At 38.5% G+C, this 17,927-nt stretch carries 16 protein-coding genes; 13 read left to right on the plus strand and 3 right to left on the minus strand.

Annotated features, from left to right (window positions below):
- Positions 1 to 264 precede the first annotated feature (264 nt).
- The 8 genes from WA249_RS10340 to WA249_RS10375 all read left to right on the plus strand — a co-directional run bounded on the left by WA249_RS10340 (position 265) and on the right by WA249_RS10375 (position 7,666).
- Complete coding sequence (locus WA249_RS10340; protein WP_016138215.1) at positions 265 to 570, plus strand: YcgL domain-containing protein; 306 nt, start codon at positions 265 to 267, stop codon at positions 568 to 570.
- A complete protein-coding gene (locus WA249_RS10345) occupies positions 563 to 949 on the plus strand; it encodes a hypothetical protein (RefSeq protein WP_336168485.1) in 387 nt (128 codons plus the stop codon). Before WA249_RS10340 ends, WA249_RS10345 begins: the two co-directional genes overlap by 8 nt.
- A 29-nt stretch (positions 950 to 978) precedes the next feature.
- Positions 979 to 1,830 carry an AAA family ATPase gene (locus tag WA249_RS10350; protein ID WP_336168487.1) on the plus strand — a complete coding sequence of 284 codons (852 nt, stop codon included), beginning with the start codon at positions 979 to 981 and terminating at the stop codon, positions 1,828 to 1,830.
- Between the two features lie 15 nt (positions 1,831 to 1,845).
- Positions 1,846 to 3,033 carry a vWA domain-containing protein gene (locus WA249_RS10355; RefSeq protein ID WP_004792541.1) on the plus strand — a complete coding sequence of 396 codons (1,188 nt, stop codon included), beginning with the start codon at positions 1,846 to 1,848 and terminating at the stop codon, positions 3,031 to 3,033.
- Positions 3,034 to 3,068: 35 nt separating this feature from the next.
- Positions 3,069 to 4,274: a tryptophan synthase subunit beta gene (gene trpB / locus WA249_RS10360; protein WP_336168490.1), complete on the plus strand. Its 1,206-nt coding sequence runs from the start codon at positions 3,069 to 3,071 to the stop codon at positions 4,272 to 4,274.
- A gap of 226 nt (positions 4,275 to 4,500) precedes the next feature.
- Positions 4,501 to 5,505, plus strand: a complete 1,005-nt coding sequence (prmB, locus tag WA249_RS10365; RefSeq protein ID WP_003651622.1) for a 50S ribosomal protein L3 N(5)-glutamine methyltransferase — start codon at positions 4,501 to 4,503, stop codon at positions 5,503 to 5,505.
- 12 nt (positions 5,506 to 5,517) lie between these two features.
- Positions 5,518 to 6,609: a chorismate synthase gene (gene aroC, locus WA249_RS10370; RefSeq protein WP_336168493.1), complete on the plus strand. Its 1,092-nt coding sequence runs from the start codon at positions 5,518 to 5,520 to the stop codon at positions 6,607 to 6,609.
- A gap of 331 nt (positions 6,610 to 6,940) precedes the next feature.
- Positions 6,941 to 7,666: a hypothetical protein gene (locus WA249_RS10375; RefSeq protein WP_336168494.1), complete on the plus strand. Its 726-nt coding sequence runs from the start codon at positions 6,941 to 6,943 to the stop codon at positions 7,664 to 7,666.
- A gap of 300 nt (positions 7,667 to 7,966) precedes the next feature.
- On the opposite strand, the gene WA249_RS10380 is transcribed toward WA249_RS10375, so the two are convergent.
- Positions 7,967 to 9,196 carry a GGDEF domain-containing protein gene (locus WA249_RS10380; RefSeq protein ID WP_336168495.1) on the minus strand — a complete coding sequence of 410 codons (1,230 nt, stop codon included), beginning with the start codon at positions 9,194 to 9,196 and terminating at the stop codon, positions 7,967 to 7,969.
- Positions 9,197 to 9,516: 320 nt separating this feature from the next.
- On the opposite strand from WA249_RS10380, the gene WA249_RS10385 reads away from it, so the two are divergent.
- Complete coding sequence (locus WA249_RS10385) at positions 9,517 to 10,269, plus strand: TenA family transcriptional regulator (RefSeq protein ID WP_336168497.1); 753 nt, start codon at positions 9,517 to 9,519, stop codon at positions 10,267 to 10,269.
- Positions 10,270 to 10,319: 50 nt separating this feature from the next.
- Here the strand turns inward: WA249_RS10385 and WA249_RS10390 are convergent, their stop codons facing one another.
- Both WA249_RS10390 and lipA read right to left on the minus strand, forming a co-directional pair.
- Positions 10,320 to 11,459: a transcriptional regulator gene (locus WA249_RS10390; RefSeq protein WP_336168499.1), complete on the minus strand. Its 1,140-nt coding sequence runs from the start codon at positions 11,457 to 11,459 to the stop codon at positions 10,320 to 10,322.
- 156 nt (positions 11,460 to 11,615) lie between these two features.
- On the minus strand, positions 11,616 to 12,602 hold the full coding sequence (gene lipA, locus WA249_RS10395; protein WP_336168500.1) for a lipoyl synthase: 987 nt from the start codon (positions 12,600 to 12,602) through the stop codon (positions 11,616 to 11,618).
- Positions 12,603 to 12,961: 359 nt separating this feature from the next.
- Here lipA and WA249_RS10400 point away from each other — a divergent pair, with 359 nt between their 5' ends.
- Genes WA249_RS10400 through lpdA form a run of 4 tightly spaced genes read left to right on the plus strand, consistent with a single transcriptional unit; the run spans position 12,962 to position 17,908 of the window.
- A complete protein-coding gene (locus WA249_RS10400) occupies positions 12,962 to 13,924 on the plus strand; it encodes a thiamine pyrophosphate-dependent dehydrogenase E1 component subunit alpha (protein ID WP_003651635.1) in 963 nt (320 codons plus the stop codon).
- 13 nt (positions 13,925 to 13,937) lie between these two features.
- On the plus strand, positions 13,938 to 14,957 hold the full coding sequence (locus tag WA249_RS10405) for an alpha-ketoacid dehydrogenase subunit beta (protein ID WP_336168502.1): 1,020 nt from the start codon (positions 13,938 to 13,940) through the stop codon (positions 14,955 to 14,957).
- A gap of 1 nt (position 14,958) precedes the next feature.
- A complete protein-coding gene (locus tag WA249_RS10410) occupies positions 14,959 to 16,494 on the plus strand; it encodes a 2-oxo acid dehydrogenase subunit E2 (protein WP_336168504.1) in 1,536 nt (511 codons plus the stop codon).
- A 10-nt stretch (positions 16,495 to 16,504) separates the two neighbouring features.
- On the plus strand, positions 16,505 to 17,908 hold the full coding sequence (lpdA, locus tag WA249_RS10415) for a dihydrolipoyl dehydrogenase (protein ID WP_336168506.1): 1,404 nt from the start codon (positions 16,505 to 16,507) through the stop codon (positions 17,906 to 17,908).
- Positions 17,909 to 17,927 lie beyond the last annotated feature (19 nt).

Consider the following 17,927-nt stretch of genomic DNA (forward strand, 5'->3'; position numbering starts at 1 on the left):
CAATAATGAACGATTTCTTATTTTTTTCTAAAATTGTTTTTATTTTATTAAAAATGATAATTATATTTATTGTTTTAAATCAAATATTTGTTAATTTATTATAGAAGCCAGCTTTTATCTGGAACAAAGTTATTATCGACCTTAATCAATGTTGTAGGTTAATATTTCCCAAGAATTAAAAAAACGACTGATGCGTAAACAAACCTGCGTGTGTGAGTCGTTTTTTTTCATGTATGCTGTCCTTAGTTCAAGAGTTGATTTGAAATGCACTGTGATATTTATAGATCGAGCAAAAAAGATGAAATGTACATGTATATTGCTCGTCCAAACTATCCTGACGATGCGGAACAAGCTGATCCGTTTGAAAATATTCCTGAAGCTGTTGTACAAGCGTTTGGTCGTGCAACGTTTGTCATGCATTTAGAATTAGCTCCAACACGTAAATTGGCGCGTGCTAATGTTTTACATGTTTTAGACTCATTACAAACAAAAGGTTTCTTTATTCAGATGCCACCAGAAGGGTTAATTAACCCAAATGCGGTTGAACCAGAGGGCTTACGTGGTGCGTGAAGATCAAACTGGAATAATGAATCAATTATTCTCTTTTTTGGATGTTGTTCCTGAAGGTGTTATTGCTTTAACAGCTTATGGAATAGGCGCTATGATTGCTTTATGGTGTTGGTGGCGATTAATGCGTCGCCTTCCTACAACTTTTGGTGCAATTAGCTGGCTTATTGCCTTTGCTATTTTAGTTACACCAACAGTGTCTGAAGGACCGAATGCATCGGTAGCACCAGCTATTTTTGGACTACTATTTGGTGTTTTAACCAAAGATAGCCCTTTAATCTGGTCAAATTTATCTTTAATTCTGTTTGTAGTTGGTCTAGGTTTGGTGATTGGATATTGTTGGTCAAAATATTCAACGAACAAAAGCATGCGTTCCATCTAACCATTGAAATAGAAAAATAAGGTCTTTACATGTCTGCTGATACCCAACATTTTACCGGTACAGATCAATATATCGCGACGGATAGTCTTAAGCTCGCTGTAAAAGCAGCTCGTGCTTTACAAAAGCCTTTACTGATTAAGGGTGAACCAGGTACGGGTAAAACTTTACTTGCTGAACAAATAGCACAAAGTTTGGGCTTAAAACTAATCACTTGGCATATCAAATCGACAACCAAAGCACAGCAAGGGTTGTATGAATATGATGCAGTTTCTCGCTTGCGAGACAGCCAGTTGGGTGATGATCGCGTTTACGATATTAAGAACTATATTAAACCCGGTAAATTGTGGGAAGCTTTCACGAGTGAAGAACGTTGTGTATTGTTAATTGATGAAATTGACAAAGCCGATATTGAGTTTCCAAATGACTTGTTGCATGAACTTGATAAAATGTCTTTCTATGTTTATGAAACGAGTGAAACCATTACGGCAACACAACGCCCAATCGTCATTATTACCTCGAATAATGAAAAAGAATTACCCGATGCTTTCTTACGTCGTTGTTTCTTTCATTACATTGAGTTTCCAGATGAAGTGACCATGCGAGAAATCATTGCGGTTCATTTCCCGAATATTTCTGCAACACTCGTCAACGAAGCTTTACAGGTTTTCTTTAAACTACGTGAAATTCCTAATTTGAAGAAACCGCCATCAACCTCTGAGTTAATTGATTGGTTAAGCTTACTCATGGCAGATGATATGCCAGAAGATGTATTACGCAATCGAGATACATCAAAAGCGATTCCACCTTTATATGGTGCGCTGATCAAAAACGAACAGGATGTGCAACTCCTCGAACGTTTGGCTTTCATGTCTCGACGTTAAAGGAGGGAATAACCCATGTTTGTGCGGTTATTTTACACCTTACGTAAATACGGTGTTCCAGTTACAACTCGTGAACTTATTGACTTAAACCGTGCAGTAAGTGAAGGTTTAGTTTTTGCCGATCAAGAAGAGTTCTATCAACTTGCTAAAACAATTTTAGTTAAAGATGAGCGCTTTTTTGACAAGTTCGATCGCGCCATGAAAGATTACTTTGATGGCATTGAAACCTTTGATCTGGATGAATTACTCAAGCAAGTTCATAAATTGCCAAAAGACTGGTTTGATTTAGAACTTCTAGAAAAGCATTTAACTCCTGAACAACGGGCAGAACTCCAAAAAGCAGGTTCCTTAGAAGAACTGATGAAAATGCTGGAAGAGCGGTTACGCGAACAGCATAAAAAACATCAGGGAGGTAACCGCATGGTGGGTACTGGTGGTACTTCACCTTTTGGGGCCTTTGGGGATCATCCTGAAGGTGTACGAATTGGTGGGCCAGGGCGTAAACGTTCGGCAGTTAAAGTCTGGGAACAGCGTAAATATCAAAATTTAGATGATGACCAAGTTCTTGGTACTCGTCAGATGCAAATTGCTTTGCGCCGTTTGCGTAAATTTGCGCGCCAAGGTGCAGCTGAAGAGTTGGATGTTGACGGTACAATCCGTGAAACAGCCAAGCAAGGTATTCTAGATGTTCAAATGGTACCTGAGCGTCGAAATCGAATAAAAGTGCTGATGTTGTTCGATGTGGGCGGTTCGATGGATGCTCACATTGCTCAATGCGAAAAACTCTTTAGTGCTGCTAAAAGTGAGTTTAAGACACTTGAGTACTTCTATTTCCATAATTGTCTCTATGACTATGTCTGGAAAGATAACTACCGAAGAACAGCAACTCGCATGAATACATGGGATTTATTTCACACCTATGGACGCGACTATCGTGTAATTGTAGTCGGTGATGCCAGTATGGCACCGTATGAGCTGAAATCGGTGGGTGGCTCGGTTGAATACATGAATGATGAAACAGGTGAGGTTTGGTTACGTCGCCTACGTCAACATTTTGATAAAACAGCTTGGTTAAATCCTGAAACTGAAGGGTATTGGCATTACACTCAAACCATTGGTTGGATTAAAGAGATTTTTGAAAATCATATGTATCCAATGACGCTAAAAGGCATTGAGGATTTGACGCGTTACCTTTCTCGATAAGCTTAATAACTTTAATAATTTAAAAGAGGGATGATATGCAACATCAAATTAACGGTATTGCTTTGCCGAATGAACAAGGATTTTTTGGTGAATATGGCGGACAATTTATTCCTCCACATTTAAAAGAAGCAATGGATGAAATTAATGTTGCTTATGAAGAAATTCGCCATACAGCTGAATTTCAAAATGAACTATCAGACCTTTTTACAAATTATGTAGGCCGTCCAAGTCCCTTATTTCATGCGAAGCGTCTTTCTGAAAAGTTAGGTGGTGCACAAATTTATTTAAAGCGTGAAGATTTGAACCACACTGGTGCTCACAAGATTAATCACTGCTTGGGTGAAGCTTTACTTGCTAAATATATGGGCAAAAAGAAAGTTATTGCTGAAACAGGTGCTGGTCAGCATGGCGTTGCATTGGCAACCGCTTGTGCATTAGTAGGCATTCCCTGTGAAATTCACATGGGTCAAGTCGATATTGAAAAAGAACATCCAAATGTGGTCAAAATGAAAATTTTGGGTGCTCATTTGGTGGCAGTTACACGTGGTACAGCAACATTAAAAGATGCTGTAGATAGTGCATTTGAAGAATACTTAAAAGATCCAAAAAACTTTATATATGCCATTGGTTCTGTTGTAGGTCCACATCCATTCCCTAAAATGGTTCGTGATTTTCAATCGATTATTGGCAATGAAATTAAAGATCAAACGCATCAGCGATTTGGAAAAAGCCCCGATTATGTTGTGGCCTGTGTCGGTGGTGGTTCAAATGCAATAGGCGCATTTACAGCCTTTTTAAATGACTCAGACGTAAAACTTGTTGGGGTTGAGCCTGCTGGACATGGTTTAGAAACCAATATGCATTCAGCAACGCTAACTTTAGGTAAGCCAAGTCAAATTCATGGTATGGCGTGTTATGTCCTTGAAAATGAAGCGGGTGAACCTTTACCTGTGCACTCTATTGCTTCAGGACTAGACTATCCGGGTGTTGGACCACAACACAGCTTTTTAAAAGATTTAGGACGTGTTGAATATAGCACCGCTACTGACCAAGAATGTTTATATGCTTTTATGACACTTTCTCGTGTTGAAGGCATTGTTCCTGCGCTTGAAAGCTCACACGCTGTCGCTTGGGCAATTCGTGAAGCGCCAAAACTACCGAAAGAAACCATGATTGTGGTAAATCTGTCGGGCCGTGGGGATAAAGACTCTGATTATGTTGCCGAAAAGCTTAAGCTTTAAAATGAATTAAACTTTAAAGGCAGCCCATCATTTAAGGGCTGTTTTTTGTTTTGAACATCTAAATTAAATTTTATTATTTTATAATTAAAACAAAGTATTCTGATTTTAACGTGTGATTGTTCGAGATAGGCCTGTAAAACTCTGGTTCATAGGGCAAAGCGTTGCTTTGCTGTATCTCACTCAGTAGAATAGTCACTTTGCAAAATTTGCCTTTGGAGACGCCTAAGTGGAGCGACCGACGATTAGCCCTGAAAATTTACAGGAAGCGGCTGAAAATTTATCAACAATTCGAGATTTCATTCGTTTTGGGGTATCAGCATTACGTCAACATGATGCACATTTAGGACAAGGTACTGAAGATTATTTTGCAGAAAGCTCTGCATTAGTTTTACAAACCTTATCTCTTGAATGGTCAGCAGACGCAGAAATTTTAGATGCGAAGTTATTACCAAGCGAAAAAGCAGAATTTTTAAGCTTATTGGAACGTCGTATCAATGACCGCATTCCAACATCTTATTTATTAAATCTTGCTTATTTCTTTAATAAGCCATTCTATGTAGATGAACGTGTACTCATTCCACGCTCACCAATTGCAGAATTAATTGAGCAACGTTTTGCACCATATTGTTTAGATGAAAATGGTCAAATGCGCGAAGCTCTCAATAATTTGCCAGAAAATGCAAAGCCTAAAACTCCACACCGTATTTTAGATATGTGTACTGGTTCTGGATGTATTGCAGTTGCTTTGGCTTATGCTTATCCAGACGCTGAAATAGATGCAACTGACATCTCTAAAGAAGCGTTAGAAGTTGCTTCAATTAATACTGAACACCACAATAAGCAATATCAAGTTGCATTACTTGAATCTGACTTGTTTGCCAAGATTCCAGCTGAAAATCAGTATGATTTGATTGTAAGCAATCCGCCATACGTTGATGCTGAAGATATGGCTGACCTACCGGAAGAATTTTTACATGAACCTGAACTTGCATTGGCAGCAGGCCAAGATGGTTTAGATTTAGTTCGTAAAATGCTTGCACAAGCGGCAGATTACTTAACTGAAGATGGTCTCATTGTCATTGAAGTAGGTAATTCTGAATGGTCAATGCGTCAGAACTTTAATACGATTGATTTCAACTGGCTCACTTTCCAAAAAGGCGGTTCAGGTATTTTTGCTTTGACTGCTGAACAATGTCGCCGTTATAGAAAACTATTTGAAGAGCAAATATAAGGAGTTGGGCATATGGCAGGGAATACTATTGGACAACTCTTTCGTGTAACTACTTGCGGTGAGTCTCATGGCGTTGGCTTAATGGCCATTGTTGATGGTGTGCCACCGGGCCTTGAGCTGTCTGAAGAAGACTTGCAAAAAGATCTTGATCGTCGTAAACCGGGCACTTCTAAGTTTGCGACTCAACGTAAAGAGCCTGATCAAGTTAAAATCATTTCAGGTGTTTTTGAAGGTAAAACGACAGGTACACCAATTGGTTTGTTGATTGAGAATACTGATCAGAAATCAAAAGATTACGGCAATATTGCCCAAACTTTTAGACCTGGCCATGCCGACTATACATATACGCAAAAATACGGTTTCCGTGACTATCGTGGCGGTGGCCGTTCAAGTGCTCGTGAAACTGCTATGCGTGTTGCAGCAGGCGCAATTGCTAAAAAATATTTAGCAGAGAAATTTGGTGTCTTAATTCGTGGCCATGTTACACAAATTGGTAATGAAGTTGCTGAAAAACTGGATTGGAATGAAGTTCCAAATAATCCATTTTTCTGTGGTGATGTAGACGCTGTTTCGCGTTTTGAAGCCTTGGTGACTTCTTTACGTGAACAAGGAACAAGCTGCGGTGCAAAGCTAGAAATTTTAGCTGAAAAAGTTCCTGTGGGATGGGGCGAACCTGTTTTTGACCGTTTAGATGCTGACATTGCTCACGCGATGATGAGTATTAATGCGGTTAAAGGTGTTGAAATTGGTGATGGCTTTGCAGTTGCTGGACAGTTTGGTCATGAAACACGTGATGAAATGACCAGTAATGGCTTTTTAGCGAATCATGCAGGTGGTATTTTGGGTGGTATCTCAAGTGGTCAGACCATTCGAGTCGCTATTGCACTAAAACCAACAGCAAGCATTACGACACTAGGTAAAACGATTAATTTAAATCGTGAAGATACCGATGTGTTGACTAAAGGTCGTCATGATCCATGCGTAGGTGTACGTGCGACACCGATTGCAGAAGCCATGCTAGCTATTGTTTTGATGGATCACTTCCTACGTCATCGTGCTCAAAATGCAGATGTTATTCCGCCATTTGCTCCAATTGAACCGTAGTCATAATTTTTGACTATAGTGAATAAAACCCCATATTTAATTTAAATATGGGGTTTTAATTTTTATTACATAGAGTTTGATTAAATTTTAAATTATTTTCTTGTCTTATAATATTTATATAAATATAATATTCTGCGAATTATTTTTGAGTATATTCATCTGTAGAACTTGGCAATTAAATATTGTTAATTTTTACTGCACCCGATATCTATATTTATCACTGAAAGTTAATTTACTCAAATTGCTTTTATATAAGTTTATTACATATTTAAATTTTTATTACTTTAAACAAAGAATTTTCAAAGTCATCATTGAAATTGGGGAAATATCAATGAATCAGTGCACATATAGAATTGGCTGTATGTCAAAGGATAGGCTATTGCCTAAGAATTTAGAGGCAATGATAAAAGTTATTCATGACTTATCTTTGTCATCTCATCTTGTGGGGAATTGGATATATAGCGAAGACAATCCAGATATACATATTATTGATTTAGATAGTGGTTATACCAATATACTTATTCCTAAAAAAATTAAGATCGTATTAAGTAATAATCCTGAGCTCTTAAAAGGCTATCAGTATGGTTTGAAGAGACCAATAAGATATCAGGAGCTTCTAAATATTCTACAAGATATTGAGAAGAATGAATATTTTAAAATAAGTCATCAAGAACGTATAATAAATAACGAGAATATAGTGTCTAAAGAACATTTAGAGACAAAAATTATTTATAAGCTTGTGTGTTATCCAAACTTTAAAAATATTCATGCAGAGCAGATTGTTAATGTCACTAGAGTTTGTGCTTTATTATCTATTGAATCAAAAACAGCTCAAGAAATTAAGAGATTTTTAAATTTATCTATTGATGAAATACAAAAAATTATAGAAATAATAAAAAAAGAAGCCTATCCAAATTATGAAACAATCCATGAGAATATTGTTTCGATTTTACCATTTTCAGCTGAAGCTGTTTCCACTGGGCCGCAAAGAATAGTACAAAATTCATTATTCTATTTTTTAATTAAATTCTGGAAGAGGCTGAAAGGTGGGTTCTAATAAAGTGGAATTTTTCTATATTATATTAACTAAAGCTTATAATTTTAATTTCTAAAATAGGATATTAATGCGTGGGATATCACTGAATTTATTAAGTTTATATAAGTTGTTTTTAACGATTGGTTTAAATTTAAATAAAAGAGGTTTTTTATACTATTGCTTCTAAATTATATTTTAGCTTTACCACGGATGGAAAAGCTAATTGTATTTCTCTATTCGTTTTAATTGAAAAAGGAGCTATAAGAAACTTAAGAGAGATAATCGTTGATCAAAAATCATTTTGAATAGAAGTTTGAATTTTTAAGTTAAATCTACAATTTGTTCTTCGTTTACAGCGATTTTATATTGATTACGCCCATTCGTTTTTGCTTTATACAAAGCATGGTCAGCACGCGCTACAAAAGCAGAAATTGAATCGTTTAGACGAGGAATTGTGGTTGCGACTCCAACACTAATGGTGACATGTGGTGAAACATCACTACATGGATGCTCAATTGCAATTTTATCAATCGCACTCATTAAACGTTCAACCTGGATCAAAGCTTGCTGAGCATTTGTCATTGGGAATAACAGTAAAAACTCTTCGCCGCCATAACGTGCTACTAGATCACCACTACGGGCAGCAATAGAAGAAATAGCAATTGCGATTTCTTTTAAGCACTCATCTCCCTTTAAATGCCCTAATGTGTCATTGTAAGATTTAAAATAATCAATATCGACCATCATAATGGTGAGCGGTGTTTCATGTCGCAAAGCACGTCGCCATTCATTATCCAGTGTTTCATCTAAATAACGTCGATTTGCTAAACCAGTGAGTGAATCTTGTTGTGAAAGTAAAGATAATTGCTGGGCTTGTTGCATGAGTTCAATGCGATTCAGCTCGATCATGCAGTTTTGTAAGTAGTTTTCTCGATGTTGGCGGTCAGTTGCATAGGCAAGAGTCATTCCCAAGAAACTACTGAAGGTGTAAGTTCGGTTTAAGAAAGTCCAGTCGATTACCCCATTTAAGTAGTTACTTGCCAAAATTCCAACAAGTCCTCCAACCCATCCAGCAAATATGGCGGTATAAAAACGCATACCTACTGCACCATAGATAATCACAATCGCATACATCATCGCTGCATGAAAAAGAACATTCTCTTGGCCATTTTCAATAACATTAATTAAAATAAAAGTAATTGCTACCGCTAAAGCTGAGCCAATCCCTACATAATAATCAAAATACTGATTTAATTTTTTAATGAATGATAAAATCCAGGCAAGAAAAATAATGACACCAACCCAAGAATAATAACTAAACCAGGGTAAAACTTGCTCAGTTGGCAATACTTGATATATACCAAAGCTTAAAAATATATATAATATTAAAATAATAGGAGCTCTATAGCGGAACTCATAGGCAGCACCGTTTTGGTATTGAAAACGATAAATCGTTTCAAGCTGCTTTGGAAACCATACGAAATTTAATCCTCGTGTGGTTAATAAATCTATTTGTTCCTGTCCCAATATATTGGAACCCTGCAACTTCATAATTAATGCTCTCTATATTGGAAGTTGTCATAAAATGAGACTTATTTTTGGTAAAGTTCCATCTAAAAATATTGATTATATAATGTGTCATTTATTCAAAATAATAATACAGTTTTTTTAAAAAAGTAATGATTTTTATCTAAGTTAAATGTGATAAAAATCACGACATTTCAATGATTAGCGTAACAATTATCTAAAGAATCGCAATCCATCGAAAAAAGTTACAAATGGTCGATTAACGATTGTATCTTTATCATTTTCGGATAGACTTGTAGCGTGAAATACAGATGATTGCTGTCATATAAATAGGAAAATTAGCAATGACTGCTCTAAATCAATATGGAATGCATTTAGAAATTACACCGCATAATGGATGGTCACAGCAGTTCTGGGATGATCTGCTACCAGCGAAAGAACGGGTGAGTAAACATCCGTTTTTTTCGGAAATGGCCAATGGGGGATTGAGCCTAAATAGTTTCCGTTATGCTTTACTTAATTTCTATCCATTAGTCGCGCATTTCCCGTCATATATGGCTGGGGCATTAGGCAAAGCAACAGGGTTTTCTGAACCTGGCGTTACAGAAGCACGAGATTGGTTAATCCAAAATATTAAGGTAGAAGAGCGACACTTAAAATGGTATCGCGATTGGGCTGGAGGTTTTGGTTTAACTGTAGACAAGCTTGATAGTGTGCGGCCACCAGCTGCGATGAATGCAGTAAACCATTTCTTATGGAATATGAGTCATCGCGGTAATTTGGCAGAGTGTCTTGCTGCAACAAATCTGGCAATTGAATGGGCAACTGGAGACTGGTCTATTCAGGTCTATAAGGGTATTCATGCCTATACTGATCATCCTGAAGTAACGATTGATAAACGTTCTTTGGCTTGGTTACGTGCGCATGCACATTATGATGATCTTCATCCTTATGAAGCCATGGAGCTGATTAAGCGTTTATGTAATGATCGTCCTGACTGGCAGCAAAAAGCATTTCATGCTGCTGAAGAAGGTCTTCGGTATTATGAATTAGCTTTAGATGATTGTTATAAGGTACAGCTTCAAGCCTCTGCTTGATCTCACCTTAATAAAAGGGAGAATATTGTATAGATATTCTCCCTTTTATTTTATTCGAGTAATTTTAAAAGTTTAGTTCGATAAGGTGTTTCTTCTGGTAATAATTCAAGTAAACGTTCAACAGCATCTACACGATCTGGCACACGACTGACCACTCGTAATAGTTGATCAACATCTTCAATCTGATAAATTACATGACTCAAGCGAGCATCAAAACAGTCTCTCCATGCGCACAAAAATGGGCTTTCTGATTTAGCTAAAAAACTTCCTCTATAGAGAGTAAGGGTAGTCGATGTGAAACCTAGGTTTAATGCTTGCTCTGCCATTAAGAAATCACATTGAATTTCACAGTTAAGTTTATAAGGGCGAGACTCAATGACGTCGGGTATTAGGTTTCTAAGTTGAGAAAGTTCTGCTTTTAAGGTGGTGGTACTTACTGGTCGATCACCATATAAAGCATAGTGAAGTTCTTCAAGGTTAATTCCCTCAGGACAAAGTGTCAGAATGCACAGAATTTCAATCTGACGTTGAGTCAATGTCAGGCTGTGCTGGTTATATTGAACTTTAGGTGTACCAAACGCCTTAATATATAAAATATTTTTCTGATGAAGCTGAATTGCTTGCTTCACAATATCAGCACATCTTTCAACAGCTAAAAGACCAAGAGAATTATGTTTTTGATATTTAGTCGATAAATTCATAATCCCATAAAATTGGCCTGTATTTGTATCGGTAATAGGTGCTGCATAGCATACCCAATCTCTTACACTATTCATTTGGTTTTCGTGTGAGTAAACGCAGTTAGCTGAATGAGTATTTAATGCTAAACCAATTGCATTTTGGCCTACTGCCTGAGTAGACCATTGGCCACCTTCAACAAAGTGGACTTGCTCTGCCGATGAACGCATAGGCGTACTACTCCATGTCCAGAGTAGCGTGCCATGTGGATCGGTCACACCAATTGCCATATCGGCATCTTCAGCAATGTGCATTAAATTCCGATGGCACTCATGAATAGAACGACCAAATAACGAATGTTCCCATTCTTCGGTTAGGTCAAATAAAGGAGCAGCATCAAGATCAACTGATGGCTTTTTTGCTAATTGTTTAGAATGAGATGACTTTTCTGGCCGAAATAATGACGGCGTAGTATCTAAAAAAGGCGATGATAATTGTTTTGACATATCCATATCGAAATTCCTTTATCATTGAAATGGCGTATCCGTAGCCGCTCAACAGTTATAACTTTTTTATTGTGACTATTTCCTCGTTATCTCCTTACCTTAAATACTTTTATGAGTCTTGACCATTAGCCTATTGGATAAGTTTTGTTAATTACATGATCGTTAAGATAAGACATCTTGTCGACTAAAAGGCTTTGGTACAGATTCTCCAAAATATTGTCGATCAGCAAAATAGCTAGAACGAACCATAGGTGCACTCCAAATATTTTTAAAACCTAATCGCTTACCATGTCGCGTGTATCTTTCAAATTCTTGTAAGTTTACAAATCGATGAATAGGGGCATGTGACTTTGAAGGCTGTAAGTACTGTCCAATGGTAATAAGGTCTACCTGATAATCTTTTAAGTCATTCAGTAGCGCAAGCACTTCCGCTTCAATTTCCCCTAATCCAACCATTAAACCAGATTTGGTTTTGATATCGGGACAATATGATTTAAAGCGTTTTAGTAACTCTAGTGAATGTTGATAGTCTGAACCAGGGCGCATCGCTTTATATAAGCGCGGAACAGTTTCAATATTATGATTAAACACATCTGGAGGAGATAAGCTCAAAGTTGAAAGAGCTGTTTCTAAACGACCGCGAAAATCTGGTACTAAAATCTCAATCAGCGTTTCTGGGCAGCGTTTTCTGATTTCTTCAATGCACTTTACAAAATGTGCGGCGCCGCCATCATGTAGATCATCACGGTCTACAGAGGTAATCACGACATATTTTAAGTTTAAGTTTGCGACCGTTTCAGCCAAATGTTTAGGTTCATCTTCATCTAAAGGTTTTGGCCGACCATGAGCAACATCACAAAAAGGGCAACGTCTAGTACAGATATCTCCCATAATCATAAATGTTGCCATGCCTCCGCCAAAACATTCAGGTAAGTTTGGGCATGCTGCTTCTTCGCAAACACTATGCAACTTCTGTTGGCGCAGTAAATTTTTTATGCGCTTGATTTCTTCAAATTCGGTTATTTTTGCTCTAATCCATTCAGGTTTAGTAGGTAACTCTTCTGTTGGTAAAACCTTAATTGGAATACGGGCGACTTTATCAGCTCCTCGTAATTTAATACCAGTTTCAACTTGTCTTTTAAAATCCATATTAATAATTCCATTTTATTTAAAACTTAATTAAACTCCTATTTTTTTAATTAAAGATTTATTTAAACCTTTTTAATAAATCAAAATTAATTAAAGCACAGGATGTGGCTAATACTCTAAAATAAGAAAGGTTGGTTAAAGGTTTGTTTTGTAACTTGATGAAAATTATAAAAAATTTTTAAAATTATTTTTGCTGGTTAAGTTTTTGAAATTTAAAAAAGAATTAATAATATTTTAAATAAAAACTTTTTAGTCTAATAGATCAATTATTAATTTTGCGTTTAAGTATTTATAGCGAATTAGATTTTCGCTTGAAACTTGGTTAGATTTTTAAAATCAAGATAATAAAGGAAAAGGATATGCAATTAACGGAAGAGCAATTACTCGCAGCATATAAAAGCATGCGTGATATTCGTGAATTTGAAGATCGACTTCACGAAGAAAATACCAATGGTGATATTCCAGGTTTTATTCACTTATATAGTGGAGAAGAGGCTGTAGCAGTCGGAATTTGTGAAAACCTAACCGATAAAGACTATATCACTTCAACACACCGTGGACATGGACACTGTATTGCAAAAGGTTGTGACATTCACGGCATGATGCTGGAAATTTTCGGTAAAGATGATGGGCTGTGCCGTGGAAAAGGCGGCTCTATGCATATTGCCGATTTAGATAAAGGCATGCTTGGTGCTAACGGGATTGTGGGTGGTGGGCCTCCTTTAGCAATTGGTGCTGCACTAACAGCGAAAACCTTAAAAACTGGCGGTATCGGGCTGTCTTTTACAGGTGATGGTGGTTCAAACCAAGGCCTTACTTTCGAAGCAATGAACATGGCAGTTGTGCTTAAACTCCCAGTCATTTTTGTCTTTGAAAATAACGGTTTTGGCGAAGGTACGGGCCATGATTATGCAGTCGGAAGCAAAGATATTGCTGGTCGTGCAGCAGGTTTTGGTTTACCAGCGGTTAAAGTCGACGGTACAGATTTCTTTGCAGTTTATGAAGCTGCTCAAACTGCCATTGAACGTGCACGCCGTGGCGAAGGTCCAAGTGTCATTGAGACGATTACTAACCGTTTTTATGGACATTTTGAAGGTGACCCGGGCCTCATTCGCTCAAAAGAGGAAGTCGATTTCGTTAAAGAAAATAAAGATCCTTTGAAAATTTTCCGAGAAAAAGTTAAAGGCAAAATTGATGAAGCCAAATTAGACGAGATTGATGCTGTGTCTAAGGCAAATGTTGATGATGCAGTTGCTAAAGCTCGCGCTGCGGCATATCCCAAACCAGAACAACTCCTTACCGACGTCTATGTCTCTTACTAAAGGAATAGTAAAGATGCCAAATAAAAGTTTTCGTAATGCGATTAAAGAAGCCATTGAATCAGAAATGCGCCGTGACCCAACTGTTTTTGTTGTGGGCGAAGATGTGCGCGGTGGACATGGTGGTAAAAATACTGAAGATAATGAGCTTGAAGGCTTCGGCGGTGTACTTGGTGTAACCAAAGGCTTATGGACAGAATTTGGTTCGGAACGTGTTATTGATACGCCAATTACCGAGTCTGCAATTATTGGTATGGCCGCGGGTGCTGCTGCAACAGGTTTACGTCCTGTTGCTGACTTAATGTTTATGGATTTTTACGGCGTGTGTCATGACATGCTTTATAACCAAGCTGCTAAATTCCGCTATATGTTTGGTGGAAAAGCAAAGGCGCCAATGGTTGTACGTGGCATGATTGGTGCTGGTTTTTCTGCGGCAGCTCAGCATTCTCAGTCACCGTATAACGTATTTGCCGCAGTTCCAGGTTTAAAAGTTGTGGTTCCATCTAGCCCATATGATGTGAAAGGACTTTTAATTCAAGCAATTCGAGATGACGATCCTGTCGTGTTCTGTGAGCACAAAATGCTCTATGACATTAAAGGTGACGTTCCTGATGAAGCCTATACCATTCCTTTTGGGGTAGCGAATTACACCCGAGAAGGTACAGACGTAACCATTATTGCTTTAGGTTTGATGGTACACCGCGCTAATGAAGTAGCAGATAAGCTAGCAAAAGATGGTATTTCGGTTGAAGTTGTAGACCCTCGAACAATTTCACCTCTGGATGAAGAAGGAATTTTAGAGTCTGTGGCATCGACAGGGCGTGTTGTGATTGTGGATGAGTCAGCGGCGCGCTGTGGTTTTGGTCATGATGTTGCTGCATTGGTTGCACAGAAAGGTTTCCATTATTTAAAAGCACCTGTTGAACTCGTAACGCCACCACATACGCCTGTTCCATTCTCTCCTGTTTTAGAAAAAGAATGGATTCCAAGTGTAGAGCGTATTGAGCAAGCTGTTCGAAAAACATTGGAGGCTTAGGATGAGCGAAATTAAAACGCTGGAGATCCCGAAATGGGGATTATCCATGGAAGAAGGCACGATTGCCCAATGGTTGATTAAAGAAGGCGATAGTTTTAATAAGGGCGATGAAATTTGTGAAATTGAAACCACAAAAATCGTCAATGTGTTAGAAGCGCCTTTTGCTGGAACGCTTCGTAAAATTTTGGCAAAAGACGGTGATACGCTACCCGTTGGTGGTCTTATTGCGGTATGTGCTGATAGTGAAGTTTCTGATGCAGAAATTGAAACGTTTATTGCATCACTAGGCGGTTCAGCTGCTAAAGCCCCTGAAGCACCTAGTGAGCAAAGTAAAGCGGAAACATCTGCACCTGTTGCTGAAAAAGCCGAACAACCACAGTCTGTAGCTGCAAGTGCTCAAGCTCCTGCAAAGGTAGCTAAAAGTGACTATGCTGTACCTGAGTCATTACAAGGCTATCAAACATCTGATGAGTTGTTTACAACACCGCATGCGTTAAAGCTTGCAGAAAAGCACAATGTGAACTTGGCAAAAGTCACAGGTTCTGGTCGTGAAGGACGTATTAGTGTTCAGGACATCCAGAAATCTGTACAAGCTGCTGGAGGTCAATGGCCGGATGTTAAGCAACAGACTCAAGCTAAAGCGGTTAAATCTACTGCCGACGATAGTCAAGTTTCAGCGACACCTGTAGCACGCCGTTTAGCAAAACAATGGGGCATTAACCTAAATGACTGCCGCGTTTCAGGTACTCGTGGTCGTGTCTGTAAAGAAGATGTTGAAGCAGTTTACTACCGTAATAACCCTGCATCGGTAAATGAACAATCTGCTCAATGTGCTGTTCAACCACAATCGACAATTACAACAGTCGCGATGAATGGTATGCGTAAAGCGATTGCTTCACGGCTACAGGCTGCAAAACGTAATGCACCGCATTTCCGCTTAGTGGTCGATCTAAACGTAGAGGCTTTGCAAAATTTACGTAAACAGATTAATGAGACTGTTCCACAAGTCAAACTTTCTATTAATGACATGCTAATTAAAGCGGTGGCGGCGGCACTGATTAAAGTACCTGAGGTGAATGTTCAATTTGATGAGGCAACTCAATCAATTTTACAGTTCTCTCAAGCGGATATTTCGGTGGCCGTGGCTATTCCAAACGGTTTAATTACACCCATTGTAAAAGCAGCAAATCAGAAGTCTTTAGCACAGATTTCCGATGACATGCGTGATTTGGCAACGCGTGCCAAGACTGGCAAGTTACAATCTGATGAGTTTCAGGGCGGCAGCTTTAGCATTTCAAATTTAGGAATGTTAGGCATTAAACAGTTCGATGCCATTATTAATCCACCGCAAGGTGCAATTATGGCATTAGGTGCTTCTGAATCACGTGCTGTTGTTGAAAATGGCAATGTAGTGGTTCGTGAGATTGTTACAGCAACGTTGTCATGCGATCACCGAGTCATTGACGGTGCAGTTGGGGCGAAATTTTTGGCCAGCTTTAAGCAGTTTGTTGAAAACCCAGCTTTAATTTTGGTGTAGGAGAACCCGCATGTCAGAAACTCAATTTGATTTAATTGTGATTGGCGCGGGACCGGGTGGGTATGTGGCTGCAATTCGTGCAGTCCAGCTCGGATTAAAAACCGCAATTGTAGAAGAGCAACATTTAGGCGGAATTTGCCTAAATTGGGGCTGTATTCCAACTAAAGCTTTGCTTGCTGGGGCAGAGCTTGCAACTCAGTTTAAACATGCCGGACAGTTTGGTTTTCAAGTATCTCAACTCGATTTTGATATTCAAAAGCTTGTACAGCATAGCCGACAAGTTTCAGCACAGCTGGTACAAGGCATCGATTACTTACTTAAAAAGAATCAGGTGACAGTGTTTAATGGCCGTGCTCAATTTACAGCGAAAGAAAAAATTGAAGTGACCGATGCTCAAGGTAACAGTCAGGCTTTGAGTGCGGCACACATCATTTTGGCAACTGGAGCTAAAGCTCGAAATGTTCCTCAGCTTCCTGTCGATGAAACGTACGTTTGGAGCTATAAAGAAGCGCTTGTACCAGAGCAATTACCAAAAAGTTTACTGGTTGTTGGTTCAGGTGCAATTGGTAGTGAGTTTGCTAGTCTTTATCAAGACTTAGGATGTCAGGTCACGCTTATTGATTTAGCCAAGCAGATTTTACCGACTGAAGATGCCGAAGTTGCTCAATTTGTCAGAAAACAATTTGAACAAAAAGGAATGAGGGTCTTAACCGATGCTGTCGTTCAAAGTATTCAAATTGAAAATGAGCAAGTTCACTGTGTAATTGAAACGGCAAATGATGTCCAGACAATTGTTTTTGACCGTGTGCTTTCAGCAATTGGTGTACAGCCTAATACCGCGGGACTAGGACTGGAACGTTTAGGCGTAGAACTGAATCCACAAGGTTTTGTGGCAATTGATGACTATTGTAAAACCAACGTAGTAGGCCTCTACGCAATTGGTGATGTTGCTGGAGCACCGTGTCTTGCCCACAAAGCAAGCCATGAAGCCATGATATGTGTCGAAAAAATTGCTGGCGTAGCAAACGTGCATTCACTCGACCGTAGCCAAATTCCGGGTTGCATTTTTACTCATCCACAAGTGGCGAGTATTGGTCTGACAGAAAGTGCAGCAAAAGCTCAGAATATACCTATACGAATCGGCAAGTTTTCTTTAACTGCGAATGGCAAAGCTTTAGCAATTAGAGATGCGTCAGGTTTCGTTAAAACTGTCATACATGCAGAAACGGGCGAGCTACTTGGTGCACACATGGTAGGCCATGAAGTGACCGAGCACATTCAAGGTTTCGCAATTGCTAAATATCTAGAAGCAACTGATGAAAGTCTAGCTCAAGTGATTTTCCCACATCCAACATTATCAGAAGCCATGCATGAATCCATTTTGGCTTCAATGCAACGAGCGATTCATATGTAGAAATTCTGCATTTACAGGA

The organism is Acinetobacter sp. 161(2023) (assembly GCF_037027805.1).
GTDB lineage: Bacteria > Pseudomonadota > Gammaproteobacteria > Pseudomonadales > Moraxellaceae > Acinetobacter.